Origin of the sequence: Congregibacter litoralis KT71 (assembly GCF_000153125.2) — a bacterium.
Taxonomy (GTDB): Bacteria; Pseudomonadota; Gammaproteobacteria; order Pseudomonadales; family Halieaceae; genus Congregibacter; species Congregibacter litoralis.
The window spans coordinates 461,627-486,267 of sequence record NZ_CM002299.1 but is presented as its reverse complement, the minus strand read 5'-3'; the positions used below and the strand labels follow the sequence as shown (position 1 = coordinate 486,267).

The following is a 24,641-nucleotide window of genomic DNA, read 5'->3' as shown; positions in this document are numbered from 1 at the left end:
AGCCCTCTATGGATCAATCAGTTCTCTACACCATGGCCGCCGTGTTGGTACTCGGCGTCGGCGCCCAGTGGCTGGCCTGGCGGCTAAAGCTTCCCTCCATTCTTCCCCTCCTCGCCCTGGGTATTCTTGCGGGACCGGCCACGGGGATCCTCAATCCCGACGAGATGTTCGGCCCCATTCTCTTTCCCATGGTTTCTCTGGGCGTCGCCCTGGTCCTCTTCGAGGGCGGCATGACCCTCAGATTCCGGGACATACGCGGACATGGGGCAGTGGTCACCAACCTTGTGAGCTGGGGCGCAGTGCTCAACTGGCTGCTCATCGCCGCGGGAGCCCATTATCTGGCGGGCCTCTCGGGTGATATCGCCATGCTGTTTGCTGCCCTGATGATCGTCACCGGTCCCACGGTAATCAATCCCCTCCTGCGCACCATGCGTGCCGAGAACAGCGTGAGCCAGGTCCTGCGCTGGGAAGGCATCATGATCGATCCCGTGGGCGCTCTTATTGCCGTGCTGGTTTTTCAGTATCTGCTCACCGGTCAGAACTCCCTTCTGCTCTTTGCCGAAAGCGTCGCCACGGGCACACTTCTGGGTCTTGCGGGCGCCGGCAGTCTCGGCGTGGTGCTGCGTCGCCATTGGGTGCCGGAATATTTGCTGAACGTACTAACCCTCGCCTGGGTGGTGATGATTTTTGCGGTAAGCGATGCCTTTGTGCACGAATCCGGTTTGCTTGCTGTCACCATCATGGGTGTGCTCCTGGGCAATATGCGCAATGTTGCCGTCAACGAAATCCTCAGCTTCAAAGAAAGTCTCTCGGTGCTCATTATCTCCATGCTGTTTGTGGTGCTGGGCGCACGGGTGGATCCCGCAGAAATCATTGCGACCGGCTGGCAGGGCATCATTGTTCTCCTGGTGATTCTTGCCGCCCGACCCGTCGTGGTGTGGCTGTCTACCATACGGAGCGGTTATCGCTGGCAGCAGAAGGCATTGATCGCCTGGGTTGCGCCCCGGGGTATCGTCGCCGCCGCCGTATCGTCTCTGTTTGCCATTCGCCTGGAAGAAACCGGTCACGAGGGTGCATCAACGCTTGTTGCCCTGACGTTCCTGGTGATTCTCGCGACGGTGGTGCTCCAGAGCTTCACGGCGCGGCGTATGACCGCAGCCCTGGGACTGGCCGAGGCGGAGCCCAATGGCATGCTGTTCCTGGGGGCCAACAGCGTTGCCCGGGCTTTGGGAAAGGCGCTGCAGGAGGAAGGCTACCGCGTCAAACTGGCGGATACCTCCTACGAAGAAATTCGCGCCGCGCGCATGGCCGGCCTCGAGGTCTACTACGGAGATCCCATCTCCTCCCATGCTGATCAGTTTCTGGAGCTCTCGGGCATCGGGCGCCTGTTTGCCGTGAGTCGCCGCTCCCGGTGGAATACCCTGGCCTGTATGAAGTTTCGCAGCGAATTCGGTCCCCAGCGCGTGTTCAGCCTGCGTAACAGCGAAGATCGCAAGGAAACGGATCGCTCCCGGATTGCCGACGAATATGCCCCACCCCGCCTGTTCACCACCGATGTCACTTTCGAAAAGCTGGCCAGCCTGCTTGCGGGGGGCGCAGAAATGAAGACCATCCGCCTTGGAGAGGACTTCAGTCTCGAGGATTACAAGCGGGAAAGCGGCTCGAAACTGCTACCCCTGTTCAGCCTCGGTGAAAAGCAGAAACTGCGGGTCATCGACGATCCCGAGACTCTCGCCAATCAGACGGAGCCTCAACGGCTCATCGCCCTGGTGTGGAAAAACACCGAGAAAACGGCATCGGACAAACCCAAGGATAGCGCCTGATTGACGGGGCCAGCGAGGCAATTAGCGCCGGGGATTGTTTGCGCCGGAAGATTGCAGTAGCTTAGGGGAGACCTCTACGAGTAGGAACGCATGCAAGCGATCCTCAAGCTGGACCTGGCAGGACAACCTCGCGGGTGGTTGTCACTGCATGAAGCCATATCGGCCTATGCCCGAGGCGACGTCGTCTACGGCATCGGGGACGTGTTACCGCCGGTGTTCGGGGGTGTCCAGAGACTCTCCGGCGAACGCTCCCGTATCGACCTCCAACCCATCATTGCCCTTCAGGGCCGAATCGTACAGGGCTTCACGCCGCCCCTTTGCAACCGCACGCTGTTCCGGCGGGATGATCACCGCTGTCTCTACTGCGGCACCCAGTACGGTCGCTCGGATTTAACGCGGGACCATGTGCTCCCCGTATCCCGCGGTGGCCGCGACCGCTGGGAAAACGTTGTCGCGGCCTGTAAACGCTGCAACTGGCAAAAGGACAACAAGACGCCGGAAGAAGCGGGCATGCCCCTCCTCGCCATTCCTTTCAGACCCAATACCTACGAGTGGCACTATCTGGCCAAGGACCGCATCCTGGCAGATCAGATGCAGTATCTGTCCCAGCAATTCAAGGCGCCCCGGGACTGGGCGCACTGACCCTATTATTCTCCCGCTTCAGCCGCGATAGTAGCGCTGGGGTACCAGGGGGAGTTTGCACACCACCACGGCTAAGGCTTTACCCCGCACATCAACGCTGAGCTCTGTATCCAACGCGGCGTAGCTACTATCCACAAAGGCCATGGCTACGGGCGCATCCACGGTGGCGGCAAAAGCGCCGGAACTTACGGCGCCAATCACCTCACCTGCCGCATTGAGTACATTCTGCCCCTCGCGCACGGGACGCTTTCCCAACACCCGCATGCCGACGCGCACCCGGGAGGTTCCCTCACTCATCTCTCTGGCAATGCGTTCTGCTCCCGGATAACCACCGGCCTTCGCGCCGCCGGAGCGTCGGGACTTGCTGATAGACCAATTGAGTTTTGCCTCGATAGGCGAAATAGCCGGCGACAGCTCATGGCCGTAGAGACACAGCCCCGACTCCAGTCGCAGGGAGTCCCTGGCGCCGAGACCGATGGGAGCCACATCATCGTGGGCCAGTAAGCTCCGCGCCACGGCCTCAACCTGGGCCTCGGGCACAGACAACTCATAGCCGTCTTCTCCGGTGTAACCCGAGCAGGTGACGTAGATGGGCGCGCCGTTCAATTCACCATGAGCACCCTGAAGAAACGTCAGATCCTCAGCGAAAGGCAGGAGCTCCGCCAGCACCGCCCGGGCCTTCGGACCCTGTACGGCAAGGAGTCCCTGGCCTTCCAGTTCCCGAAGCGTCTGCCCCGGGGCGAGCTGAGACTCGATCCAGGCGCGGTCCTCGGCTTTGCAGGCGGCGTTCACCACCAGAAAAAATGTGTCGGGACCCCAGCGGGTAATGATCAGATCGTCGCGGACGCCGCCCTCATCATTGGTCAGGAGTGCATAGCTCTGGCGATGCTCACCCAGAGCCTCAAGATCAACGGGCACCAGAGACTCCAGGGTGGTCGTGATACCCGGCCCTTCGAGAATAAACTGCCCCATGTGTGACACATCAAACAGACCGGCACGTTCCCGGGTATGGCGATGCTCCGCAATGATTCCATCGCGATACTGTACGGGCATGTCGTAGCCCGCGAAGGGCACCATGCGTGCGCCCAGTTCCCGGTGAAGCCCGTCCAGCGGCGTGTGTTTGAGGCTCATGGCGCTTTTCCCTGGCAAGTCAGGGGGCGCACTTTAACACGCAGCTAAAGCACTTTGAGCCTCCCCCGGAAGTGAGGATAATGCACCTCCACAAAAGGAAAGCAGCATGAACAATATCCGGAGTCAGTTTCAGACCATCAGCCTCATTGGCATGCCCGGCGTTGGCAAAAGTACCGTGGGCGTAATCCTGGCAAAGCTCATCGGTCTGGAGTTTACCGACACCGATCTGTCTATCCAGGCCCGGGAAGGCAAGACCCTGCAGCAGATCATCGATAGCGAGGGTCACCTGCGACTGCGCGAAGTGGAAGAAGAGGTCCTCCTCAGCGAGCCCATAAAGGGTCGCGTACTGGCCACGGGAGGCAGCGTGATCTACAGCGAAGCCATCATGGCGCGTCTTCGCGCAGCGGGTCCCGTGGTCTATCTGCGCGCCGATGTGGCGACGCTCATTCAGAGAGTGGCGGCCAATCCCGACCGTGGCATTGCCAGCAGTGCAAACCAGACCTTTGAGGATATCTACAACGAGCGGACCCCTCTCTACGAACGCTTTGCCTCCCATAATGTAGATGCCGTGGGCGGCAGTGCGGATGCTGTTGCGGCTTTGATCGTTCAGGAGCTGTATTCCTAGGCTCAAACCATCGGTGATCCTGGGGCGAACGCGTTCGCGATACACCGCCAGTCACGTCCGCCTTGCAAACGCCCGCCGCCCCAGGGTGCCCAGCGCCGCCAAAAAGCACCGTTTTCCGCCATATCAGGGCTTTTTCGCCCTTCGATAGCAGTGGCATAGCCCTTGCAAACCCTCCCTTGTGTTCCCCCGGGGACGCACGACGAGGCTCCCGGACACGCAGCCTACGGGTCAGGCACAGGGATGTGCAGCGTGAATTCACGGAAGAAGCCCGGGATTGCCCGTCAACTTTTTGGTGTTTTTAACACTTTTTGATCGTAATTTTTCATGTAAATCAGGGGCCTGAACAGATTGACTCCCCCCCATCGCTGCCGGATATTGGCAGCTGTGGATGGCCCGTGATCATCAGGAGGTGGTTTGTGGGAGATCGCAATCAGGAATCCGTCAATGACGGTATGGACGAAATGTTCGAGCCCGTGATCGGAGAGTTTTCGGAGGAGGCCTACGAGGGTCTGAGTTCGGAACCTTCGGGGAAGCACCAACTGGCGGAAAAGCGCCGGCGTGCGGAGCAGCGAATCGAGGAGCTCAGGCTTCGCGAAGAGCTCGGCGATTACGACCTGGAGTTCGACGACTACTGAGCCAGCGCCTGGCGCTGTGTCTGGTATTCGTCACCCCGCTCCGCGGTATTCACGCGCGGCCTCTGTAGCTATCGCTTTTTTTTGCCGCTTTTTCGAAAGCGCTTTTTCGAAAGTGCTTCCAAAAGCACTTATCAAAAATCACCCGTTTGAAAGCTCTCTTTCAAGAACACGCTTTAAAGACTTAAAGGCGCTGTTCGACATCCTGCGTCTCCCGCTGCCAGTCGAAGACATTCAGCTCAATGAAGATAAACGCGAACAGCCACAGACTGGCGTCGTAGAAATCCAGAAATTTGCCGGCAATACCCCAGTACACCGCGGCGATAAAAAGCGTCGAATACAAACCGTATTTCAGGTAGCGGGTACCCTGAACCACAGCATCGGTCAGACTGCCTCGCAACTGTAATCGCACTTCGATCTCCAGCACCACCACCACCAGTATCCAGGCTCCGGCGTTAATCACATCGGTCCAGGCGAGATAGCGGGTAGCGCGGAGGGTTTCTGCATCGGCCACGATGTTGAAATCACTGATGCGTATCGCCGTATCGGCTACCACGGCACAGTTCTCGGCACTCAGGGGCGCGTATTCGTCCAGGCGCTCAAGGAGGGACCAGCCGTCCCCGAGCTGCGCACAGCCGTTCCAGGCCTCCAGGAGGGTCACCTGGTACAAGGTAATGAGCTCTGCACAGTAGCCGGTAAACGCCCAGACGATAGCGGCACCACAGAGCATACGCACACCGTGAATGGCGCGTTTGACAGAGCCGCGAATTTTTTCATCCTCAAGCACCGATGTTTCGAGCTCGAACAGCAGAAGCAGGACCACCCAGGCGGCGGTATCCAGGGTAGCGGCAAACACCTGCACATACTGACTGAGGGACAGGGCACCGCTAAAAGTGTGCTCGAGGGACTGGGTTTCTTCATGGAGGAACAGAAAGACGTTCCCCAAAAGAAGCAGATACGTCAGGTACTTGACCGCCGTGAACAGACGGCCACGCAGACCACTTCCAAAGACTCCGGCCTCCATGACCTTAGACCTGCAGAAGCAAGTGCTCCCGCTCCCAGGAGCTGATCACCCGGTTGAACTCCTCAAATTCGTCAAGCTTGACCGCGGCGTAGGCCCGTAAAAACAGGTCGCCAAACAGTGAGGACAATTCCGGCGTACTTCCGAGGTTTCGCAGACCCTCCTCCAGGGTTCGCGCCACCTCAACGCTATCCTCATTAGCTGTCCCCCGGTGAGGCTCTGTAGGTTTCAGGTTTTTCTGCATACCCACGAGACCACTGGCCAGGGAAGCGGCAATCGCCAGATAGGGATTGGCATCCGCGCCGGGAAAGCGGTTTTCAACCCGCGTGGCGGCCGTATCGCTCTGGGGCACGCGAAATGCGCAGGTGCGGTTGTCCAGCCCCCAGTTGAGGTTGATGGGGGCAGCGATTTCCGGCGCGAGACGACGATAGGAGTTTACATTGGGTGCATAGAGACTGATCAGCTCCGGCGTGTACTGCTGCAAACCAGCGATATAGCTCAGGAAGGCCTCGGAATGCTCACCCTGCTCGTTAACAAAAAGATTGTTACCCGAGGCATCAAGGAGACTCTGGTGGATGTGCATGGCACTCCCGGGCTCTCCCTTCATGGGCTTGGCCATAAAGGTCGCGTACATCTCATGCTTGTGAGCGGTTTCCCGCACCGTGCGTTTGAAGACAAAGACCTGATCCGCAAGGGAGAGGGGATCTCCATGACGGAAATTAATCTCCATTTGTGCCGCACCGTTTTCATGGATGAGCGTATCCACATCCAGAGCCTGGGCGTCGGCATAGTCGTACATGTCCTCGACGAAGTCTTCGAACTCCGCCACGGCGTCAATACTGTAGGAGAGCCGCGCCGTCTCCCGCCGGCCGCTTCGCCCTACGGGGGGGACCAGCTCGTAGTCTGAATCCTCGTTGCGGGCCACCAGATAGAATTCCATCTCCGGCGCCACCACGGGCTGGATCCCCGCTTCCTCATAGGCTGCCAGCACCTTGCGTAACACCGTGCGTGATGCGAGAGGGTGCAGCTCTCCCGCCTGGGTGTAGCAATCGTGAATGATCTGCGCGGTGGGCTCCCGCGCCCAGGGAACAAGACGCATGGTGGATTCGTCGGGGCGCAGCAACATGTCCGTGTCCGTGGGCTCCACAAAATCCCAGTGCTCATCGCTGTACTCACCGGTGACGGTCTGCACCAGAATGCTTTCTGGCAGCCGCGGGTCGCCATGGGAAATGAACTGGTGTGCCGGAATAAACTTTCCCCGTGCATTACCTGTCATATCCGGTACCAGGCATTCGATCTCGGATATCTGCTGCTGTTTGAGCCAGTCGCTGATAATCTTGTGGTTGGCGCTCATGGGGTTTGTCCTGCTGTTTGCAAAAGAGTATCGCAGTAGCCTTGGCGACCTAGCAATACCCGCGAAAGGGCAGCTTTAAAGAAGGCTGTCACAACATTCGGGCAATTCCCGGTGTCGCGACGATAATGGCGCTGCGCTACCATGGGCTCATTCAGGGTTTTTATCGGGATCACCGCCAAGCAACATGAGTGAAGGTCACACGAACTCCTGGTATGCCGCCACCGCTAACTTCCAGAAGCGCTTCCCCCCTCTCAGGGGCAGCGCGAGCTCCGATGTTTGTATTGTTGGCGGCGGTTACACCGGCTTGTCCGCCGCCATCCACCTGCGCAAACGGGGTTACAGCGTCACCCTGCTGGAAGCCCATCGCCTTGGCTGGGGCGCCTCGGGACGCAATGGTGGTCATGTAGGGACGGGACAGCGCGCCGACCAGGAGAGCCTGGAAAAGCTTGTGGGCAGGGAGCAGGCGAAGAACCTGTGGGAGTTGGGACTCGAGGGCGTTGCAACGGTCTGCGAGCTCATCGACGAGTTTGCCATCGACTGTGAGTTAAAAACCGGCAACCTCCACACGGCCTGCACCAGGAAAGCCGCTGAGGAACTGCGCGAAGAAGCCGCGCATCTACAAACGGACTATAGCTACGAGCACATCCGCTACGTCGACAGCGATGAGCTGACCACCATGACCTCGGCCCAGGGGTTTCACGGCGCCCTGCTGGATACCGGCGCGCGCCACCTGCATCCCCTGAACTACTGCCTGGGCCTGGCCCGCGCCGCCGAGGCCCTGGGCGTGGTGATGCACGAAGACAGCCGCGTCACCCATTACGACGAGAACACCCGGGTAAAGGTACACACCTCCCAAGGGCAGGTTCATTGCGAGCATCTCTTACTGGCCTGTAACGGTTACCTGGGGAAACTCGAGTCCCGTGTGGCAGGGCAAATCATGCCCATCAATAACTATGTGGTGGCCACCGAGCCCCTGGACGAGGATTTAGCCCGGCGTTTGATCCGCAACGACAGCTCCATGTCGGATTCGCGCTTTGTGATCAACTACTGGAAGCTGTCCGCGGATAAGCGGCTGCTCTTCGGAGGAGGTGAGTCCTACACGTCGCGCTTCCCGAAGGATATACCGGCCTTTGTGCGGCCCTACATGCTGAGCATCTATCCCGAGCTTGAGAACAGCAGAATCGATTACGGCTGGGGCGGCACCCTGGCAATCACCCTCAACCGCATGCCAGCCCTCGGCCATGTCTCTCCCCGCATTCTCTATGCTCACGGCTACTCCGGACACGGCGTGCCCATCGCTACCCTCGCGGGCAAGCTCCTTGCAGAATGCATCAGCGGAACCGCGGAGCGTTTTGACGTCATGGCCAGCGTGCCAACACCGAAGTTTCCCGGCGGCACACTCCTGCGCTGGCCGGGCCTGGTAGTCGGTATGTTGTATTACAGCCTGCGGGATCGCCTGGGATGAGCGCTGCACCCCAGACACTTCAGCTCCACAGCCGCCATAGCTGGCAGGAGCAGTTGCAACAGGCGATTCGCACACCTTCGGAACTGTCTGCGGCGCTGGGACTCACCCTTGAGGAACTGCCCTACTCCGCTGCGGCGGACGATGCTTTTCCCCTGCTGGTACCCGCCGCGTTTGTCGCCCGCATGGAAAAGGGCAACGCGTGGGATCCCCTGCTCCGGCAGGTCCTGGCAGTCCCCCAGGAGAATTTACCGGCGGAGGGCTTCAGTGACGATCCCGTGGGGGAGACAAGCCTCTATGCCGATACGCCCGGCGTGATTCAAAAGTATCAGGGACGCGCGCTACTGGTCGCCACCGGACAGTGCGCGGTCAATTGCCGATACTGTTTCCGGCGCAGTTATCCCTACGGCGATAACAGCCAATCCAGTAAGGAGCGCCTCGCCGCCATCGATACCCTGCTGGCAGATCCCTCGATCGGCGAGGTAATCTTAAGCGGCGGGGACCCGCTACTCCTCCCGGACGCGAGTCTCGCTGCCATCGCCCGGCGTCTTCGCGGCAATACCCGAGGAATCACTCTGCGCATTCACACGCGCCTGCCCATCGTCATCCCGGACCGCGTGACGGCATCGCTCATTGATGCCCTGATGCCCCGGGAACAGCGGGTCGTGGTCGTCGTGCACAGCAATCACCCCCGGGAGATTGATCACGACACGGCGCGTGCCCTCGAGCGCCTGCGCGATGGTGGCGTTACCGTATTAAACCAGTCGGTGCTTCTGAAAGGGATCAACGATGACGCCGACGTTCTCGCGGAACTAAGCGACCAGCTCTTTGCTGCGGGTGCCATGCCGTATTACCTGCATATGCTGGACAAGGTTGCGGGAAGTGCCCACTTTGAGGTGAGCGAACTCCGTGCCCGGCAAATACTGGGGCAGCTCGCCAGCAAACGTCCGGGCTATCTGGTGCCAAAGCTTGCCGTTGAGGTTCCGGGAGCCGACAGCAAACGTGAGATAGCGCCGGATTACGTCGGGGGATTCTGAAGAGGATCTGCAATACACCATGGAACTGGGGTAGGCGTAGCAATCCCCATCCTGACGGGCCGGGCGTATACTTGGCCCTGCACCGCCCAAAGACCGACAGATGATCAGGAGTACAATAACAATGCGGCCAAAAGCTATAGCCCCCTTCGTCTCTCGTACTGCCCTTTTTCCTTCTGTTTTTTGTGTTTTTGCCGGGTTCGCCCACGCTGAGGCCCCTGTGGATTATGCGTCCCGTTTTTTTGATGACAAACACAAGCTCTCCATCGGAGCGACGCGCCAGACCACGGAAATTACCATCGCTGCAACCACCGAGAACTTTGAGCCGACGCCGCTGACCCTGGATGATCTGGGTGTCAGCAACAGTGATAACTCCTACTTCATTGACTACCGCTATAAATTTAGCGAGCGATGGTCGCTGTTCGCTGGTGCCTATTCCTTTTCGGGGAGTGGCGAGAATGTATGGTCACGAGACTTTAATTTTGACGGCACGGAGTTCACCGCCAACACCCGCGTTCGGGCAGATCTTGAAATCGATACCTATATGGTCGATCTGTTGTACACCGTCCATCGCAGCGACAACGTCCAGGTCCTGTTGGGCGCGGGATTTCATGCTCTGGACTTTGGGATTGGCCTTCGCGGGCGCCTTGAGATCAACGGTGAGTCGGCCGAAGTTGCAACGGCCGGCACCACTCTGCTGGCACCGGTGCCCAATGTACGCGGCTCCGCGAGTTGGGCGCTCAATGACCGTATTTACGTCAGCCTCGTGGGCGGGTGGTTATCGGCCAACGTCGACGAGTACGAGGGAGACTTCGTCTATGCACACCTTCGGGGGTTTTATCGAATCGGTGAAAAATTTGGCGTTTCTCTCGGCTATCAATCCACAGATATTGACATAAAGCGCGTGAGGGCCACGGATACCGTCGACCTTAACGCACAGTTGGACGGGCCCACCGTCACGCTGACCTATAGTTTCTGAGTTACAAGTACGGGCAATCAGGCAAAAGTTCTATGGCAAGACAAATGACCAGCAGCGAGGCGATGAGCCAGGCAGCAGCGCAGGAAAAAGCCGGCAATATCGACGAAGCAAAGCGTCTCTATGCGCAGGTGCTTAACGTTGAACCGGGCAACAAGAAGGCCAAAAAGTCCCTGAAGGCCCTCCGGGGTAACAGCAAGGCGCCCCTCACGGCGGCGGACTTCGAGCGGGTGGCACAGCTCATCTCCGTGGGCAAGTTAGACGCGGCCCGTGCCGATATCAACAAACTGTGTCGACTTCATCCCGAACAGCCGGCGCTTCACAATCTTCGCGGCGTGGTGCTCAGCAGGTTGTCCGAGCCCGAGCATGCCCTGGAAGCCTACAAGGCGGCCTTGTCCCTGGAACCGGCCTTCTCCGAGGCCCTCAACAATCTTGCAACGGTCTACACGGATCTGGGGCAGTACAAAGAGGCCCTGGGCTGCTATCAGGAACTGGTGAATCGTGGTGAAGCTGACGCCGAAGTGTATGCGAATCTCGCCAGAGCCCTGAGAGGTGCAGGACAACAGGAAAACGCCCTCGAGGCGCTTCGACGTGCGTTGAAGATTAATCCCCTCTACACCGACGCATTTAATGACATTGGCAACCTGCTCAACGACATGGGCAAGCACGAAGAGGCGATAAAAGCCTACGAGAGCGCCTTGAACATTGAGCCGCGCCACCGCAAGGCACTTCTCAATCTCGCATTAAGCTACAGCTCTATGGGTAAACCCCAACTCGCAATTGCACTCTACCAAGAGTTAATCGAAATGCAGCCCGAAGATAGGCGAACCCTCAGCGGTATAGCTAACGCTCTTTTGGCCCTTGGGCGTGACAAGGATGCCATCCAGTATCTTGAACGTTTATTGAGGCTAAATCCGGAGGATAGACCAACCAAACATTTATTGGCCGCAGTCACCGGCGACAATTTGACACGCGGAGATACTGCCTATGCTCGAGAAGTATTTCAGGGCTACGCGGCGAACTTCGAGAAACATCTGACGGAGTCGCTCGAATACCTCGTTCCCCAAAAAATCCCTACTATTCTGGAAGAATTAGATGGCGAGAATGCCTGGTACCAGCATGCGATTGACCTCGGTTGCGGCACAGGTCTTGTCGGCCTGCAGGTCCGTGCTCATTGTGACCACCTCACCGGCGTTGATATTGCGCCTGCCATGCTGGACAAGGCTAAAGAAAAAGCGGTTTACGACCATCTTGTCGCGGGCGACATATCTGAAGTGCTGCGGGACTCCGACACGCGGTACGATCTGATAGTTTGCGGTGATGTGCTGGTTTATGTCGGCGCCCTTGAAGAGGTCTTTAAAAGCGTGGCGCTGCATTCGAATCCCGGCATGCGTTTTATTCTAAGCACCGAAAAGTGGGACGGCGAGGGGGTCAAACTCAGGAAGTCCGGGCGTTTCGCACACTCCAGTGAGTATGTACAGCGCTGTGGTGAAGACGCTGGTCTCAAGCTTATCCACCAAGAGGAAGCCAACCTTCGCAAAGAACGGGGCAAATGGATGCAGGGCGAGTTTTTTGTCTTCACACGGTAATCCTTTTTATACGAGCACCTAAACATGAATAACCTGAAACGCCTTTTGCTTATTAGCGTTGTGCTGAGTAGCAGCATCCTCAGCACGAAACTCTTTGCCATTGATATCGAGGACGCCAAGAACAAGGTGGCGATTATTACGGGGAGCAGCTTTGGTCTTGGACGGGAGCTGAGCCATCTCGCGCGAGATAGCGGGATGAAGCTGGTACTGGTGGATATGCGACCGGAACCCTCGGAAGCACTGGTGGACGAGATAACCGCAGCGGGTGGAGAGGCTATTTTCGTGGAGGCTGATCTGGCCATCGCGGAAGAACGTCCGCAAATTATTGAGCGCGCCCTGGAGGCTTTTGGACGTATCGACTTTTTGTTTAACAACGCGGGTTATGCCTATCTCGCCAGTCTCGAGGGTATGTCCCTTGACGACGCCCACCATATCTTCGAGGTCAACTACTGGGCCTATGCCGATCTGGCGCAGCGCGTTATTGAGCCCATGCGCAGCGTAGGCGGCGGCACGATTGTGAACACCGCCTCCATTTTGGGAGTGCGCCCCTCTCCGCCCACCTATGGGCACTACGGCGCGACCAAGCATGCTCTGCTGGGTTTGTTTCAAACCGCGGCGAAGGAGCTTGAGGCGGACAACATCAAAGTGATCATTGCGGCGCCCGCGGGCATGAAAACCAACATTGGAAAGCATACGAAAGGCCCCGCGGTGAAGCCGGGTTCAGACATTTCTCAGGATTGGGAAGATCCTGCCATCGCTGCTCAGGATATTTTTGATGCTCTGGACGGCGATGACATTGTCATCTATCCCGGGTACATCGGTCGGCAAATGCAGGGGCAGTAGGCTGAAGCATTAGCTGCGCGCACCATTGCCCGCTCTCATTACTTACTTACACGACAGGCATAAAAAAGGGCGGTCTGCCACGCAGAACGCCCCCTTCGGTTACCCAGACTGATTTATCAGGCTGCGGCAGACTCCTGATCTGACACGCTGGCTACCTCGGGCATGGCAGAACTGTGGTGCTCAACAATCTTCCAGTCGCCATCAATCCTGCGATAGAGGTAGGTGTAGCGCGCTGTCACCTGAGACTGATCGCCAAAGGTAAAGGTGTAAACACCCGAGTTGATCGCCAGGTCATCCGCGAGGAAGCGGATGTTCGCCTCGTCGATAACGCCCTTGGGCTCTTTCGCCAGGAAGTTCACGAAGTAATCGCGAATCTCTTCGTGATTGTGGCGCACCTGATTGGACACCGTCGGCAGAAGAATCGCATCTTCGGCGTAGAGGGCGGTTACCGCATCGGGGTTGCCCGTTGCCAGGGCATCGTTCCAGCGCTGAAAAAACTGCATTACGTTAACTTCGGTCATGTTGATCTCCTTTACGTGTCAACAAAGGGGTAATAAAAATATTCTCAATGGGCCGCAGCGGCCGAGACCAACCGCGCTGAGCGACCGCGATAATCAATGCCCGAGCGCTCGGCAATCGCCTGCAGGGCCTCCAGTCGGGTTTCAAAGTGAGCGTCATCGTGAAGGCTCTCATCGGACCCGAGACTGCTGAGGGTGTCTTGAATCGATTGCGCCATCCCGGTGATGTACACCCGCTTGCCAGCCTTATGTGCGTCATCGGCAATGGTTTCGACGGCTCGAGCGGCGGACACGTCCAGGAAGGGCACGCGGTTAAAGTCGAGGATGATGGAGTGTGTGGCCTCTTTGTAGCGCTCCCGAACGTGGTGACCCACATCAGCCGCGGCGCCAAAACTCAGGAGCCCACCGAATTCAAAAAGAGTTACCTGGTTACCCAGACGATCCAGCAACTCTCGTTCCTCTTCGGAGGTCTGCGCGTTCGGCCGTGAGGCGAGTTCCTCAAGCTGAATCTTGGCGACCTGCTGCACGTAGGCGAGTGCGGCAAGTACGACGCCAGCACCAACCGCAGTAATCAGGTCAACAAACACCGTGAGCCCCAGAACCAGCGCCATGAGCGCCAGATCCCAACGGGGACCGCGGTGCGCACGCTTGAGGTAGCTGAAATCGATGATGTCCATGCCCACCTTCACCAGCACGCCTGCGAGAGCCGCATGGGGAATGACGGAGGCAACGGAGCCCACACCCAGTACAACCGCAGCCAGTACCACGGAGTGGATCATCCCGGATAGGCGTGTGACACCCCCCGAGCGAATATTAATGACCGTACGCATGGTTGCACCGGCACCAGCGATACCGCCGAACATGCCGGCAACCGCGTTACCCACGCCCTGACCGATGAGCTCCTTGTTGGAGTCGTGGCGGGTTCGGGTCATGTTATCTGCCACCAGCGACGTCAGCAGGCTGTCAATCGCCCCCAGCACCGCAAGAATAAAGGCAGCTTCCAAAACCAGCGCCATTGCTGACTGATCAAACACCGGCATATGAAATGACGGCAAACCTGAGGGGATATCGCCCAGAATAGGCATTGCAGGCATAAAGAGGCTGAGCAGCGTACCAATTGCCAGCGCTGCGAGGGCGCCGGGTACGTAGGTGCCCCACTTTGTCGGCCACTTGTAAGCAACGGTCAGCGTAATCAGGCCTACGACCAGCGCCGAAAAGTTGATGTCCGAAAGCACGGTGGGTAAATGAGCCAGAGCGTTCAGGGTACCGGAGGGCGATTCGTGGCCGAAGAAGGCGTTAGCCTGAAGAATGATAATGATCACACCGATGCCGCTCATAAAACCCGAGACCACGGGATAGGGCACGAGGCGAATGTAGTTTCCCGCGCCAACGGCACCAAAAATGATCTGAAACACACCGGCGAGCATCACGGCGGTGAAGATCAGACCCACATCACCCGACAGGCTCGCAAAAAGACCGGCGAGAACCACCACCATGGGGCCCGTGGGGCCTGACACGTTCGTGGGCGTACCGCCAAACATCGCCGCAAAAAAACCGACGATGATGGCGCCATACATGCCCGCAATGGGCCCGAGTCCCGAGGCCACACCGAAGGCCAGCGCCAGGGGAATGGCAACGACACCGGCGGTCAATCCGCCGTACACATCACCGCGCAGGTGGCTTAAATCAAACTTTAACAACGATCGCATTTCCGGGTCCTTCCCCAAACTGCCTGGGAATCCTTTACCTGATATACGTACTATGAGCCCTGCTTAACGTAAAACAAATGCAAGCTAAGCTTTTCTGTTATAGTTTTTACCTATATAGCAGCCCCCTATGGTCAGCTCCCAATGGCAACAATCAAGCAGATTCAGTATTTTCAGGCGGTAGCGGAAACGCAGTCCATTCGCCGCGCCGCCGATAAACTGGATATTGCCCAGCCGACCCTCTCCACCCAGCTCGCTGCCCTGGAGAAAAGTCTTGGGGTGACCCTCTTTGAGCGCAGCCGCCGGATAACCCAGCTCACACCTGCGGGTCGACAGCTGCTGCCGGTGACCAAGCAGCTCATCGGTCAATGGCACGAGATGCAGGAGCTCGCCCACACCCTCTCGGATACCGCGGCCTCAACCCATCGTATGGGCGTGCCTCCCACGCTTGGCCCTTATCTACTCCCGAACATTGTCCCGGCCATCCATAAACAGTTCGATCGCCTGAAGCTCTACGTGCGCGAAGAACCTCCCAGCCAGCTGGAAGCGGGAGTAAAGGAAGGACGCCATGATCTGGCGCTAGTGCCTCTGCCCCTGCGATCGAGCAGCCTGGCCGTGGACGTATTGTTTCGCGAGCCCCTGCTGCTGGTTGCCTCAAAGGAGTCAGGCCTGGCCGTGGATGGCGTGCTTCAGGAGCAGGAACTGGCGGGCATGAGTATTCTGAGCCTTGACGAGCGTCATCAACTTCACCAGGAAGTCCAGCGCATATGCGAGCGCACAGGCGCGGTGCTGAACCGCGACTACGAAGGCACCAGCCTCGACACCTTGCGGCAAATGGTCGTTATGGGCATGGGCGTCGCCTTTTTACCGGCGCTGTACATCCGCTCGGAAATCCATCGTCCCGAGGAGCTGGATGTTATCCGCATCGAGGGGGCGCGGCTTTATCGGGAGCACGCGCTGATATATCGCAACGGAAGCCCGGTCAGACACCTCTATCAGGCGCTGGCGACGCTGATACGCGAGCGAATGACCGAGTCTTTCAGTGATGTGGTCACGCCGATTTTTGATCGCTGAGAAAGGGCTTACCAGTGCTCTTGCTCCGGCGCGGGGTCCGCTGCCATGCCCAACTTTTCCCGGGCTCTGATATCGCGTAGCATCCGGCTCCAAATACACAGCAAGTCCTTGTTTTGGAGTCATTTTTCATGAGCCGTAGTCTTTTTATTTCCATCCACCTGTATCTGTCGTCATTTTTCGCTGCGGTAGTAGTGCTCGTCGCCTTCTCCGGCGGCATGTATTTGCTGGGAGTCAAAGGCTCCCTCGACACAACACCGGTGGCACAGACCGATGGTGGTGTGGCTTTGATGGCCGATCCCAGTAAAGCAGCCGTGCTGGAAGCATTGGCAGAGGCGGGCGTCGACGACTTCAACTTCGACTACGTCATCACCCGTGGCGACACCCTCTACACCCGTCCCACCTCGCGCACCTACTACGGACTGACTGTTGATGGTGATAGCGTCAGCATCAGCCGCAACGAGCCCAGCTTCCAAAAACGCATGCAGGAACTGCATTTTGGTCATGGGCCCTCCATGTATCGGGAGTTTCAAAAAGTTTTTGCGGCGGGCATGCTGTTCATTATTCTGAGCGGCGTGTGGCTGGGCCTGTCCTCCTCACGCCTGCGAGTCAGAACGCTGATCGCGGCGGGGAGCGGCTTGCTCGTTTTCCTGGGTCTGGTGATGTCCTGATCAGGCCAACATCCTTTTACAACACCTATAAATCCAAGGACTCCAGACATGACAGAACTCGTCACCACGCAGGAAAACGAACACTACACCCTCATCACCATGGACGATGGCAAGGCAAACGCCCTGTCTTTTGACATGTTCGACGCCCTGAATGCAGCCCTGGATACTGCGGAGGCAACGGGCAAAGTGGTGATCATCGCCGGTCGACCGGGCAAGTTTTCTGCGGGCTTTGACCTGTCGGTCATGGGCGCAGGTGGTGAGCCCATGATAAGACTCCTGCGCACCGGCGCAGAGCTCTCCGTGCGCCTGCTGTCTTTCAGCACCCCCGTGGTGCTGGCGGTGAGCGGCCATGCCTTGGCCATGGGCGCACTCCTGTGCCTGTCAGCGGACTATCGCGTAGGCATGAAAGGGAATTACAAGCTGGGCCTGAATGAGGTCGCCATCGGTATGACCCTGCCATGGTTTGGCATCGAGTTGGCCCGGGCGCGCCTCGACGAAACGCAGATCAACGACGCCGTGGGCCTCGCTCATGTTTATGACCCCGACAGCGCCGTGAGTGCCGGCTATCTGGACGAGGCGGTGGAGGCCGATCAACTCATCCATCGCGCGGTGGAACTCGCCGAGGGTTTCAGCGCCTTAAACATGGCCGCTCACAAGGCCACTAAGGCGCGCGTCCGAGAGCCTATGATGGCGAGTCTAGAAGAAGCCCTTCGCCGGGACTTTGAGGCGGGCGACTCGGCCATCGCCGCGAGCAACTGATGGCCTCATCGCAGGCGCAACGGGAATCGCCCCCGAAGGACGCCCCTTTCATCACTCCTCTACTGTTCCCCACCCCCAGGGGCTGGGTGGATGTTGTGATGGGAGACTTTGATCAGTTTCTGCTGGATCATGCCGCTGCTGAAAAAAAAGCCTCGGGCATGGCGGTCTCCATGCTCTCCCATTACCCTGACCGCCCCGAACTGGTAGAAGCCATGGCGGATCTGGCCGTTGAAGAACTGTCGCACTATCGCGAAGTCGTCAAGTGGATCCACCAGCGGGGCCAACGCACGGCACCCGATCAAAAAGATCCCTACGTCGGTCGTTTTCGAAAGTCCATTCGCGATGGTAAGGAGGTATATCTATTAGACCGCCTGCTCACCGCAGGCATCATTGAAGCCAGAGGCGCCGAACGCTTTGCCCTTGTTGCGGAGGCTCTGGCGTCCGGACCCCTGCATAAGTTTTATCGGGCGATTGCGCGCTCGGAAGAACGGCACTTCGAACTTTTTTATGGACTTGCGGAGCGATACTTCCCCGAGGACGTCGTTGCAGAACGCTGGCAGGAGTTACTGGAAGACGAGGCGGCGATTGTGCGATCTCTGCCCCTGCGCGCCGCCTTGCATTGAAGGTAGTCCGGCAGTATCTCGAGCGCTATGCCGCTCCTGAAGCGCCGGCGATTTTAGAAGCGCTCACCGGGGCGCAGAACGGACCGACGTCACCTCCCTGGCAACAGGTTCTTGTTATCCCCGCCTACAAAGAAAACGCGGCACTCCTCAACAGTCTCCAGCAGTTTTCACAGCTTTTGTTAATCCTGGTACTGAATCGCCCCGACACGGAAGCTGACCCTCACTGTAACGATGCCCTTCGCAATAGCCTCAGCTGTTTCAAGGCCCTGGGACATTACCCCCAGGCCAACAGCAGGCTCTATGAGTTCGGTGAAAAAAGAGGCGAGGGAAGAAGCGAGGAAAGAGGCGAGGAAAAAAGCGCAGAAAAATACGAGGGAAGCGGCAATCACATCCTCCTCGTGGAGAGAGCCGAGCCCCTGCCTCAGAAAGAAGGTGTGGGTCTGGCCCGGAAAATCGGCTGCGATATCGCCCTGGCTCTGAGCGCAGGCGGATTCGTCACCAGCCCATGGATTCACTGCAGCGATGCCGACGCGATATTGCCAGCGGACTATTTTGCAGCGGCGCGAGCGGTACAAGGGGACAACAAGATGGTGGCGCTCACCTACCCCTTTGAGCACATCCCCCCTGCAGATGCCCGTGAGCGGCGGGCGATAGCTTTATACGAAGCGTATCTTCATCACTACGTAGAGGGGCTCCGGAAGGCTCGCTCACCCTATGCGTTTCACACGATCGGCAGCTGTATCGCCGTTAAAACCGATGCGTACGCATTGGTGCGAGGTTTTCCACGCCGCGCGGCGGGCGAGGATTTTTACCTTCTCAACAAGGTGGCAAAGCATGGCAGCGTGCACACGCCGCATTGCGAGCCCCTGCGATTGTCAGCCCGCCTGTCGAGCCGGGTGCCTTTTGGCACGGGACCCGCGATGGCTCGGCTATTGTCTTCAGATCAGCCGGAGTCCGTCGCGCTCTTTTATGACCCGCGATGTTTTGAGGCCCTGGCTGCGCTTATTCGCTTCGTGGAGGACCATGGTTTCCCCGGCAGCAAGGTCGAGGACCTTGCCGCGCAGCTTAACAATCATCCCGAACTGCTAACTGCGGTAATCCATTTGGGACTGGAAAACTTTTTGGAGCACGCAAAAAAACAATGCGCCGACCAGGGCGCATTTATCGATCAGTATCATCAGTGGCTCGACGGATTTCGCACGCTGAAACTCATCAACGCACTCAGCAGGCGCTGGCCCAAGTTGACCGCGGCGGAGTCCGCCCAAAGGCAGACCCACCGCTGATCGATGCCTGGTGTTTAGGCCTGGGCGTTTAGGCGCGGGGTTTTAGGCATGAGGAGTAACGAGATACTTCTCGCCGGTCTTCATGGTGCGGTAATCAGTAGCTGCCTCTTTGGTCAGCATCTCTTCCAGATTTACCCGGCTCTTGTAAGAACTCGCGAAGGTAGACGTGAGACCCTCCAACACGCGCTTGCGCATACGGCCCATGGTCTCCAGACCGGCATTTGCCAGAAACGGCGTGAGCAGCCAGCCGGATAGCGTCCAACCAAAGCCATAGGCCGGTGTCAGCATCGTGGGGCCAAAGTCCAGGCGGCCGTAGATGTACATCTTCTTCGCCTGATCGGAACCATAGCGGGAGTACTCGGTCATTTTGCTCACGGCGACCTGCTCCATGGCTTTAAAGCAGGTATCGACGGCATTGCCACCGCCGATGGGATCAAAACCGAAATAGGCATCGGTAGTCTCAATCGCGCTTTTTAGCTGCTTGAAGTAATCATCGTCGGATGAGTTGATGACGTGGGTCGCACCCAGGCCCTTGAGCAGCTCTACATGCTCAGCCTTACGGACGATGTTCACCAGGGGAATGTCATCCTCCTGACAGATTTTCACCAGCATCTGGCCGAGATTTGACGCCGCAGCGGTATGAATAATGGCGCCCTGATTTTCCATTTTTGCGGTTTCTACAAAACCGAGTGCCGTCATGGGGTTCACAAAAGCCGATGCACCCTGTTCCGCGGTGAGATCGCCCAAAGGCAGACACATACCGGCGTCGGCGTAGCAGTACTGAGAATAGGCATTGCCTGGTACACAAGCTACGCGTTGGCCCATGAGTGCTTGTGCGGCTTCAGTGTCGCCTGCCGCGATAACGGTACCGGCGCCTTCATTGCCCACGGGCAGACGCTGACCATGGCGGGCTTTTTGCGCGCTGTTAAAAGGCTCCGGCATATCGGCAACAAATTTGCCCGGTGAGTACTCGGCATTGTCAAGGTCAGCCGCGCTCGTAAGGATCGCAAGATCCGAGGGATTAATGGGCGCCGCTTCCATCTGAACCAGCACGGAGTTACCCGTGGGAGCCGCAAATTCTTTTTCTACCACCTCAACGGTGAGTTTGCCGTCGGCGAGGGTGCTGTAGAGCTGTTTACCTGTAGTCATTAATCGATATCCTTTTGCTGAAGAATTGTCGGGGGCGAGAGTATAACGCCAAGCCTTAACCGTGGGCGTTATGACGAGTACAAACGGTGATAAGGCACTACGAGGCTCGGGCACGGCGAATATAAAACTTCGCCTCAAGATCATTGCCGGCTTTGTGAATCCTGCCGTTTTCGTAAAAGGAAAAACCGCATTTTTCCAACACGCGCCGGGAGCCGATGTTTGCTGCCATCACCTTGGCATAGATGTCTGTTTCGGGTGAGATGTGACCGCTCACCAGTAAGAGTCCCAATGCCTTGGAGCCAATACCCTTTCCCCAATACTCCCGGCCCACCCAATAGCCGACTTCAATCCCATCCGGTTCCTCTGGCCAGTGTGCGACGCAGGCGACGAGTTTCCCATCCCACTCCACCGCGTAGGAGCTTCGGGAGCTATCGGTCTTCATGGACTCTATCCACACTTGGGCGTCTTCCAATGAATACGGATAGGGGATGCTTGACGTCCATTTCGACAGCTCTTTATCCCCCACAAGCTGTGCAACGCGAGACGCATCTTCGGCGCGGAATTCGCGCAGCCTTAGTTGAACGTCAGACACCTCAGTCCCCTCTCCTTCCTCCACCAATTGACCCAAAACCTTGCATCCCCGTGGTCAGCAGCTAGCGCAAGCATTTGCCCCTCGTTGCTAACGCAGCTCCTTCCGATACCGCTACACTAACAGCTTGGTCACAGCCCCGGAGCCACCGATTTACCGCATGTCAAAACCTCAAAGTGTCACTGCAGGCCTTGTCGTCATCGGCGACGAAATTCTATCGGGACGCACGCAAGATGCGAACGTTGCCTATCTTGCCAAATGGCTCAACGAAGAGGGCGTCATTCTGAAGGAAGTGCGCATCGTGGCCGATAACCCCGCAGCTATCGGAGAAGCGGTGAATACCCTGCGAGATCGCTGTGACTACTGTTTTACCACAGGTGGTATCGGCCCGACCCACGACGACATTACCGTCGATGCCGTCGCCGCCGCCCTGGGCGTTGCGGTGATGTATCACGACGAAGCCCTGCAAATGCTCAGGAAATACTATGGTGAGGAGGGCCTGACGGAAGCCCGCAAACGCATGGCGCGGGTGCCCGAAGGGGGTGATCTCATTAAAAATCCCATGAGCGGCGCGCCCGGTGTGAGCAAAGGGAATGTCTATATGCTGGCCGGCATTCCCGGGATTATGCGGGGTATGCTTGAAGGACTGCGTGGCGTGCTCGCAGGCGCTGCGCCGATGCAATCGGGAACCGTCACCGTGTTCTCTCCGGAAAGTGAAATGGCGGAGCGCCTGGAGCAAATTCAGAGCGCTCACCCGGAGGTCTCCATCGGGTCTTATCCGTTCTTCCGCCAGGGACGCATCGGCGCCGCTCTGCTGGTGCGATCAATTGACGCCGCAGAGATACCACCCGTACTCGCCGAGATAAAGGAAGCCGCTCAGGCAATTGGTGCAGAGTGCATGGATGGCGAGCCCCAGGAATAGCCTGCAGCGAATCGCGGTAGACCCTATGGAAAAGATCAAGCTATACGGACTGAGAATCTCCTATTACACGGGAAAAATGGAGGCTTACCTTCGCTACAAGGGCATAGAGCATGACTTTGTCACGCTCAACCGTGCCCGATTCCGGCGTATTGAGGAAAAGACCGGTACAGCGCAAATGCCGGCGATCGAGCTTCCCGATGGCCGTTTCATGGCCGATACAACACCCATGATCGCCTGGTTTGAATCCCAGTATCCCGACACCCCCGTCGTGCCGGAGGATCCGGTCCTCGCTTTCCTCGCTCATCTTCTCGAGGACTATTTTGAAGAATGGCTATGGCGACCGGCCATGCACTATCGCTGGAGCTATCAACCCTCGCGCCTGCACCTGTCACGAAAGATAGTCGATGAGTTCATGACGGATATGCCCGTGCCCAAGATGATTATGCGTGCGGTTATCCGTCGGCGTCAGCTGGGCAGGTATGTCAAGAAGGATGGCGTGAGTAGCGACACCTGGGATCACGTTGAATCCATTTACCTTAAAACCTTAGAGCGTCTGGAAAACGTCCTCTCCCAGCGGGAATATCTTTTGGGCGACAAACCATCGCTTGCTGACTTCGGGCTCTTCGCGTCTATGTTCCGCCACTTCAGTCAGGACCCGACGGCGTCGGACATTATGCGACTGCAGGCCCCCGGGGTGTTCGAGTGGCAGGCGCGTTTGTGGAACGCGCGATGGAACAGTACAAGTCGCTGGCTCGACGCTGTTCCCGGAGATTTGATGCCGATTCTGAAAGACGTTGGAGCGGCCTATCTACCCTATCTCAACGATAATGCGCGGGCTTGGCAGCAAAGACAGGAACGGTTTAACCCGACAACTCTGGGCGTGCAGTACCGCGACGTGCCGGTCTCACAGTATCGCGTATGGTGCCTTGAAGAGCTGCAGCGCAAAGCACGGGCAGTTCCCCAAGTGGATCAGGATCGATTACAAACGACCCTGGAGAGCGCAAATTGCTGGGCGCCGCTGTTCGAGCTTAAAGAACCAGCTTCCGGTTACGATGACAGCGATCTACCCTTTCGCGCCGGTAAGGTTCACTACGACAACCGGCGCTAAAGAAGCGTCACCCTGAATGGCCTGGATTCCAAGCCACGATCGCGTCGCACATCAGCCAATGAAAAATGCCGCAAGCTTGTTGCCGTCCAAGTCCCGGAAATAGCTCGCATAAAAGCCATCGTCCCGCGGACCAGGCTCTCCTTCACATTGACCACCGAGTGCCAGAGCCTTGCTGTGCATGGCGTCGACAATCTCTTTAGAGTTGGCGCGGATAGCCGCCATAACGCCGTTTCCGACGGAGGCTGGCTCCTGATTGAAGGGTTTTGTAAGAGCTATGGCACCTGCTTCCATGGACGTGCCCCAGAGGATGAATCCCTCCAGCTCCATCAAGCGCTTGGCGCCACAGACCGCAAAAAGTGCATCGTAAAACGACGCAGCCTGATCAAACTGATTTGATCCCAGTGTTACGTATCCAAGCATCTTTTATCCCTTTTAGTGTGTTCAAGACCGGTATACACATTACACAACAATTTGCTTGCGCATAACTTTCGCACTGTCGGGGCAGAGAGATGAAAACTGGCAACTTGCTCTGATCGCATCAGGAACATCGGACCGAGAGGCCTGTGAATAACCTTTAGATTCAAAGTAGGCCTCTGCGGACTCGGTGAGGAGGTATAGGCTTTCAAGACCCTTTCTCACCGCGAGTTTCTCGAGTTCATGAATAACCTTTCCCGCAATGCCCCGTCCTCTTAAAGCGGGAGACGTTGCAACAGAGCGTAGGAGCGCCGTTTCTCCGCAGCGCTGGAGTCCACCTACAGCGTCTATACCGCGAGGTGTTGCCATAACGCGAAAAAGCGATAGGTCCTGCTCCCTGAGATCATCCGCAGGCAATCCAGAATCGACCAGGAGCTTTTCTATTGCCGGTAACTCGGCTTCTGTGGGTTCCCTCATGACCTGACGCTTCTCCAAGATAGCGAGGCAAAAGCGCCTGTGGTTTACGGAGTAAAAAGAGGAGTAAACGATGTGTTCGGTATAAAAGTGTTACCGATGTGCCAAGAAAGCACCCTTTGTAGTACCTGAGACATCACTTACAGACTATACCGAGTACATGGTTTACACATTTAGGCATTTGAGGGAGGACCTCACATGCCTTGGAAGGAGTGTAAACCG

General features: G+C 57.6%; 25 protein-coding genes. 16 read left to right on the top strand and 9 right to left on the bottom strand.

Annotated elements, in window-relative coordinates; translation table 11 throughout:
• Positions 1 to 8: 8 nt before the first annotated feature.
• On the top strand, positions 9 to 1,823 hold the full coding sequence (locus KT71_RS02260; RefSeq protein ID WP_008293112.1) for a cation:proton antiporter: 1,815 nt from the start codon (positions 9 to 11) through the stop codon (positions 1,821 to 1,823).
• Between the two features lie 90 nt (positions 1,824 to 1,913).
• Positions 1,914 to 2,465, top strand: coding sequence for an HNH endonuclease (locus tag KT71_RS02255; RefSeq protein ID WP_008293113.1), 552 nt, complete (start codon positions 1,914 to 1,916; stop codon positions 2,463 to 2,465).
• An 18-nt stretch (positions 2,466 to 2,483) separates the two neighbouring features.
• Here the strand turns inward: KT71_RS02255 and gcvT are convergent, their stop codons facing one another.
• Complete coding sequence (gcvT, locus tag KT71_RS02250; protein ID WP_008293114.1) at positions 2,484 to 3,596, bottom strand: glycine cleavage system aminomethyltransferase GcvT; 1,113 nt, start codon at positions 3,594 to 3,596, stop codon at positions 2,484 to 2,486.
• A gap of 106 nt (positions 3,597 to 3,702) precedes the next feature.
• Here gcvT and KT71_RS02245 point away from each other — a divergent pair, with 106 nt between their 5' ends.
• Both KT71_RS02245 and KT71_RS02240 read left to right on the top strand, forming a co-directional pair.
• Positions 3,703 to 4,221: a shikimate kinase gene (locus tag KT71_RS02245; protein WP_008293115.1), complete on the top strand. Its 519-nt coding sequence runs from the start codon at positions 3,703 to 3,705 to the stop codon at positions 4,219 to 4,221.
• A gap of 416 nt (positions 4,222 to 4,637) precedes the next feature.
• On the top strand, positions 4,638 to 4,856 hold the full coding sequence (locus KT71_RS02240; RefSeq protein ID WP_023659826.1) for a PA3496 family putative envelope integrity protein: 219 nt from the start codon (positions 4,638 to 4,640) through the stop codon (positions 4,854 to 4,856).
• Positions 4,857 to 5,037: 181 nt separating this feature from the next.
• On the opposite strand, the gene KT71_RS02235 is transcribed toward KT71_RS02240, so the two are convergent.
• Positions 5,038 to 5,877 carry a hypothetical protein gene (locus tag KT71_RS02235; RefSeq protein ID WP_008293117.1) on the bottom strand — a complete coding sequence of 280 codons (840 nt, stop codon included), beginning with the start codon at positions 5,875 to 5,877 and terminating at the stop codon, positions 5,038 to 5,040.
• 4 nt (positions 5,878 to 5,881) lie between these two features.
• Entirely contained in the window at positions 5,882 to 7,228 is a 1,347-nt protein-coding gene (locus KT71_RS02230; RefSeq protein WP_008293118.1) for a glutamine synthetase family protein, read from the bottom strand.
• 184 nt (positions 7,229 to 7,412) lie between these two features.
• Here KT71_RS02230 and KT71_RS02225 point away from each other — a divergent pair, with 184 nt between their 5' ends.
• From KT71_RS02225 to KT71_RS02205, 5 genes are all read left to right on the top strand, one after another.
• On the top strand, positions 7,413 to 8,693 hold the full coding sequence (locus KT71_RS02225; RefSeq protein ID WP_008293119.1) for an NAD(P)/FAD-dependent oxidoreductase: 1,281 nt from the start codon (positions 7,413 to 7,415) through the stop codon (positions 8,691 to 8,693).
• Entirely contained in the window at positions 8,690 to 9,727 is a 1,038-nt protein-coding gene (gene epmB, locus KT71_RS02220; RefSeq protein ID WP_008293120.1) for an EF-P beta-lysylation protein EpmB, read from the top strand. Before KT71_RS02225 ends, epmB begins: the two co-directional genes overlap by 4 nt.
• A gap of 217 nt (positions 9,728 to 9,944) precedes the next feature.
• Positions 9,945 to 10,703: an outer membrane beta-barrel protein gene (locus tag KT71_RS02215; protein ID WP_008293121.1), complete on the top strand. Its 759-nt coding sequence runs from the start codon at positions 9,945 to 9,947 to the stop codon at positions 10,701 to 10,703.
• A 32-nt stretch (positions 10,704 to 10,735) separates the two neighbouring features.
• Positions 10,736 to 12,289 carry a tetratricopeptide repeat protein gene (locus tag KT71_RS02210; RefSeq protein WP_023659824.1) on the top strand — a complete coding sequence of 518 codons (1,554 nt, stop codon included), beginning with the start codon at positions 10,736 to 10,738 and terminating at the stop codon, positions 12,287 to 12,289.
• A 24-nt stretch (positions 12,290 to 12,313) separates the two neighbouring features.
• Positions 12,314 to 13,132: an SDR family NAD(P)-dependent oxidoreductase gene (locus KT71_RS02205; protein ID WP_008293123.1), complete on the top strand. Its 819-nt coding sequence runs from the start codon at positions 12,314 to 12,316 to the stop codon at positions 13,130 to 13,132.
• A gap of 116 nt (positions 13,133 to 13,248) precedes the next feature.
• Here KT71_RS02205 and KT71_RS02200 read toward each other — a convergent pair whose 3' ends face one another.
• Both KT71_RS02200 and KT71_RS02195 read right to left on the bottom strand, forming a co-directional pair.
• Positions 13,249 to 13,653, bottom strand: coding sequence for an SgcJ/EcaC family oxidoreductase (locus KT71_RS02200; RefSeq protein WP_008293124.1), 405 nt, complete (start codon positions 13,651 to 13,653; stop codon positions 13,249 to 13,251).
• A gap of 44 nt (positions 13,654 to 13,697) precedes the next feature.
• The gene (locus KT71_RS02195; protein WP_008293125.1) at positions 13,698 to 15,359 is read right to left on the bottom strand and encodes a SulP family inorganic anion transporter; all 1,662 of its coding nucleotides are present in this window, start codon (positions 15,357 to 15,359) and stop codon (positions 13,698 to 13,700) included.
• A 141-nt stretch (positions 15,360 to 15,500) separates the two neighbouring features.
• Here KT71_RS02195 and KT71_RS02190 point away from each other — a divergent pair, with 141 nt between their 5' ends.
• From KT71_RS02190 to KT71_RS02170, 5 genes are all read left to right on the top strand, one after another.
• Positions 15,501 to 16,430, top strand: coding sequence for a hydrogen peroxide-inducible genes activator (locus KT71_RS02190; RefSeq protein ID WP_008293126.1), 930 nt, complete (start codon positions 15,501 to 15,503; stop codon positions 16,428 to 16,430).
• Between the two features lie 128 nt (positions 16,431 to 16,558).
• Positions 16,559 to 17,098 (top strand): hypothetical protein, encoded by a 540-nt coding sequence (locus tag KT71_RS02185; protein WP_008293127.1) that lies wholly within the window; start codon positions 16,559 to 16,561, stop codon positions 17,096 to 17,098.
• A 48-nt stretch (positions 17,099 to 17,146) separates the two neighbouring features.
• Entirely contained in the window at positions 17,147 to 17,857 is a 711-nt protein-coding gene (locus tag KT71_RS02180; RefSeq protein ID WP_008293128.1) for a crotonase/enoyl-CoA hydratase family protein, read from the top strand.
• Positions 17,857 to 18,480, top strand: a complete 624-nt coding sequence (locus KT71_RS02175) for a tRNA-(ms[2]io[6]A)-hydroxylase (RefSeq protein WP_008293129.1) — start codon at positions 17,857 to 17,859, stop codon at positions 18,478 to 18,480. The genes KT71_RS02180 and KT71_RS02175 overlap by 1 nt, the downstream gene beginning before the upstream one ends.
• On the top strand, positions 18,477 to 19,763 hold the full coding sequence (locus KT71_RS02170) for a glycosyltransferase family 2 protein (protein WP_008293130.1): 1,287 nt from the start codon (positions 18,477 to 18,479) through the stop codon (positions 19,761 to 19,763). Before KT71_RS02175 ends, KT71_RS02170 begins: the two co-directional genes overlap by 4 nt.
• Positions 19,764 to 19,805: 42 nt before the next feature.
• Here the strand turns inward: KT71_RS02170 and KT71_RS02165 are convergent, their stop codons facing one another.
• Both KT71_RS02165 and KT71_RS02160 read right to left on the bottom strand, forming a co-directional pair.
• The gene (locus tag KT71_RS02165) at positions 19,806 to 20,912 is read right to left on the bottom strand and encodes a zinc-binding dehydrogenase (RefSeq protein ID WP_008293131.1); all 1,107 of its coding nucleotides are present in this window, start codon (positions 20,910 to 20,912) and stop codon (positions 19,806 to 19,808) included.
• Between the two features lie 97 nt (positions 20,913 to 21,009).
• Positions 21,010 to 21,504, bottom strand: a complete 495-nt coding sequence (locus tag KT71_RS02160; protein WP_040362119.1) for a GNAT family N-acetyltransferase — start codon at positions 21,502 to 21,504, stop codon at positions 21,010 to 21,012.
• Positions 21,505 to 21,661: 157 nt separating this feature from the next.
• On the opposite strand from KT71_RS02160, the gene KT71_RS02155 reads away from it, so the two are divergent.
• Together KT71_RS02155 and KT71_RS02150 are read left to right on the top strand one after the other, a co-directional pair.
• Entirely contained in the window at positions 21,662 to 22,423 is a 762-nt protein-coding gene (locus KT71_RS02155) for a competence/damage-inducible protein A (RefSeq protein ID WP_008293133.1), read from the top strand.
• Positions 22,424 to 22,448: 25 nt separating this feature from the next.
• Entirely contained in the window at positions 22,449 to 23,531 is a 1,083-nt protein-coding gene (locus KT71_RS02150; protein WP_008293134.1) for a glutathione S-transferase family protein, read from the top strand.
• A 51-nt stretch (positions 23,532 to 23,582) separates the two neighbouring features.
• Here the strand turns inward: KT71_RS02150 and KT71_RS02145 are convergent, their stop codons facing one another.
• Both KT71_RS02145 and arsN2 read right to left on the bottom strand, forming a co-directional pair.
• On the bottom strand, positions 23,583 to 23,951 hold the full coding sequence (locus KT71_RS02145) for a VOC family protein (protein WP_008293136.1): 369 nt from the start codon (positions 23,949 to 23,951) through the stop codon (positions 23,583 to 23,585).
• A gap of 39 nt (positions 23,952 to 23,990) precedes the next feature.
• Positions 23,991 to 24,422 (bottom strand): arsenic resistance N-acetyltransferase ArsN2, encoded by a 432-nt coding sequence (gene arsN2 / locus KT71_RS02140; RefSeq protein WP_023659821.1) that lies wholly within the window; start codon positions 24,420 to 24,422, stop codon positions 23,991 to 23,993.
• Positions 24,423 to 24,641 lie beyond the last annotated feature (219 nt).

Bases quoted from the DNA above. Each gene is read 5' to 3' on its own strand.
- KT71_RS02235 (WP_008293117.1), bottom strand. From the start codon at position 5,877: ATGGAGGCCGGAGTCTTTGGAAGTGGTCTGCGTGGCCGTCTGTTCACG.
- gcvT (WP_008293114.1), bottom strand. From the start codon at position 3,596: ATGAGCCTCAAACACACGCCGCTGGACGGGCTTCACCGGGAACTGGGC.
- KT71_RS02190 (WP_008293126.1), top strand. From the start codon at position 15,501: ATGGCAACAATCAAGCAGATTCAGTATTTTCAGGCGGTAGCGGAAACG.
- KT71_RS02180 (WP_008293128.1), top strand. From the start codon at position 17,147: ATGACAGAACTCGTCACCACGCAGGAAAACGAACACTACACCCTCATC.
- KT71_RS02150 (WP_008293134.1), top strand. From the start codon at position 22,449: ATGGAAAAGATCAAGCTATACGGACTGAGAATCTCCTATTACACGGGA.
- epmB (WP_008293120.1), top strand. From the start codon at position 8,690: ATGAGCGCTGCACCCCAGACACTTCAGCTCCACAGCCGCCATAGCTGG.
- KT71_RS02230 (WP_008293118.1), bottom strand. From the start codon at position 7,228: ATGAGCGCCAACCACAAGATTATCAGCGACTGGCTCAAACAGCAGCAG.
- KT71_RS02205 (WP_008293123.1), top strand. From the start codon at position 12,314: ATGAATAACCTGAAACGCCTTTTGCTTATTAGCGTTGTGCTGAGTAGC.
- KT71_RS02200 (WP_008293124.1), bottom strand. From the start codon at position 13,653: ATGACCGAAGTTAACGTAATGCAGTTTTTTCAGCGCTGGAACGATGCC.
- KT71_RS02225 (WP_008293119.1), top strand. From the start codon at position 7,413: ATGAGTGAAGGTCACACGAACTCCTGGTATGCCGCCACCGCTAACTTC.
- KT71_RS02175 (WP_008293129.1), top strand. From the start codon at position 17,857: ATGGCCTCATCGCAGGCGCAACGGGAATCGCCCCCGAAGGACGCCCCT.
- KT71_RS02185 (WP_008293127.1), top strand. From the start codon at position 16,559: ATGAGCCGTAGTCTTTTTATTTCCATCCACCTGTATCTGTCGTCATTT.
- KT71_RS02210 (WP_023659824.1), top strand. From the start codon at position 10,736: ATGGCAAGACAAATGACCAGCAGCGAGGCGATGAGCCAGGCAGCAGCG.
- KT71_RS02145 (WP_008293136.1), bottom strand. From the start codon at position 23,951: ATGCTTGGATACGTAACACTGGGATCAAATCAGTTTGATCAGGCTGCG.
- KT71_RS02255 (WP_008293113.1), top strand. From the start codon at position 1,914: ATGCAAGCGATCCTCAAGCTGGACCTGGCAGGACAACCTCGCGGGTGG.
- KT71_RS02195 (WP_008293125.1), bottom strand. From the start codon at position 15,359: ATGCGATCGTTGTTAAAGTTTGATTTAAGCCACCTGCGCGGTGATGTG.
- KT71_RS02165 (WP_008293131.1), bottom strand. From the start codon at position 20,912: ATGACTACAGGTAAACAGCTCTACAGCACCCTCGCCGACGGCAAACTC.
- KT71_RS02260 (WP_008293112.1), top strand. From the start codon at position 9: ATGGATCAATCAGTTCTCTACACCATGGCCGCCGTGTTGGTACTCGGC.
- arsN2 (WP_023659821.1), bottom strand. From the start codon at position 24,422: ATGAGGGAACCCACAGAAGCCGAGTTACCGGCAATAGAAAAGCTCCTG.
- KT71_RS02155 (WP_008293133.1), top strand. From the start codon at position 21,662: ATGTCAAAACCTCAAAGTGTCACTGCAGGCCTTGTCGTCATCGGCGAC.
- KT71_RS02245 (WP_008293115.1), top strand. From the start codon at position 3,703: ATGAACAATATCCGGAGTCAGTTTCAGACCATCAGCCTCATTGGCATG.